This window comes from Actinoplanes sp. NPDC048791 (assembly GCF_040650095.1).
Taxonomy (GTDB): domain Bacteria; phylum Actinomycetota; class Actinomycetes; order Mycobacteriales; family Micromonosporaceae; genus Actinoplanes.
On record NZ_JBEZGQ010001607.1, the window covers coordinates 1 to 1,295 of the forward strand.

Genomic DNA, 1,295 nt, shown 5'->3' on the forward strand with positions numbered 1-1,295 from the left:
CGGCCGGGTCCGCGGTACGGCCACGGGTGCTCGGGCCGTACGGTCGTCGGCGAGCGTCATCGCGGGTCACCTCTGTTCACGGGGTGAGGGCCCGGACCGCCGGAGCGGTCCGGGCCACTCTCATCGGCCGGCGGTGACCAGATCCGAGCCGGTGTGTTCCGGCTCGCTCAGCTCGTCCGGCGGGACGCGCAGCTTCTCGCCCTCCACGTCGATGTCCGGCAGCACCCGGTCCAGCCAGCGCGGCAGCCACCAGGCCCGGCGCCCGAGCAGGGTCATCACCGCCGGCACGATGGTCATCCGGACCACGAACGCGTCGAACAGGATCGCCGCCGCCAGCGCGAAGCCGATCGACTTGATGAACGACTCGGGCGACAGGATGAAGCCGGAGAAGACGCTGACCATGATGATCGCCGCGGCCGTCACCACCCGGGCCCCGTGCGCGAAGCCGTTGACCACCGCCTGGGTCGGCGGCGTGCCGTGCACGTGCTCCTCGCGCATCCGGCTGACCAGGAAGACCTCGTAGTCCATGGCCAGGCCGAAGACGATGCCGATCAGGAAGATCGGCAGCATGGGCATGATCGGGCCGGCCTGGTCGATGCCGAACAGCCCGTCGAGCCAGCCCCACTGGAAGACGGCCACGACGGCACCGAAGGTCGCGATCACCGAGAGCAGGAAGCCGGCGATCGCCTTGATCGGCACCAGGATCGACCGGAACAGCAGCGTCAGCAGCAGGAACGCCAGCGCCACGATCACCGCCAGGTACGGCACCAGCGCGCTGCCCATCTTGTCGGACATGTCGATGTCGACCGCCGTGGTGCCGGTGACCGACAGGTCCGCGCCGGTACGCTCGCGCAGCCCGTCGCTCTGGTCGCGGATCGCGTGCACCAGCGCCTCGGTCTCCGGGCTGTCCGGTGCGGTGGCCGGGATGACCTGCAGGATCGCGGTGTCACCGGCCGGGTTGAGGGTGGGCGGGCTGACCGTGACGACCCCGGCCAGGCCCTTGATCGACCCGGCCACGGTGGTGGCGGCGCTCTGCGGGTCCGGGCTCGACGCGGCGTCGACCACCACGGTCAGCGGGCCGTTGAAGCCCGGCCCGAAGCCGTCGGTCAGCATGTCGTACGCCTTGCGCTGGGTGGTCTCGGCGCCGGCCATGTTGTCGCCGGGCAGGCCCAGCCGCAGGTCGAGAGCCGGGATCGCGAGCACGACCAGGCCCAGCACGGCGGCGACCAGGACGGCCACCGGGCGGCGGGTGACGAACCGGGCCCAGCGCAGCCCGGCCGAGGGCTTCGCCGCGC

Annotated in this window: 1 protein-coding gene; it reads right to left on the reverse strand. The window is 72.0% G+C overall.

Annotated elements, in window-relative coordinates:
- Positions 1–120: 120 nt before the first annotated feature.
- Positions 121–1,295 (reverse strand): MMPL family transporter (locus tag AB0C29_RS48920; protein WP_360835285.1); only part of this gene is annotated, 1,175 nt, incomplete at its 5' end.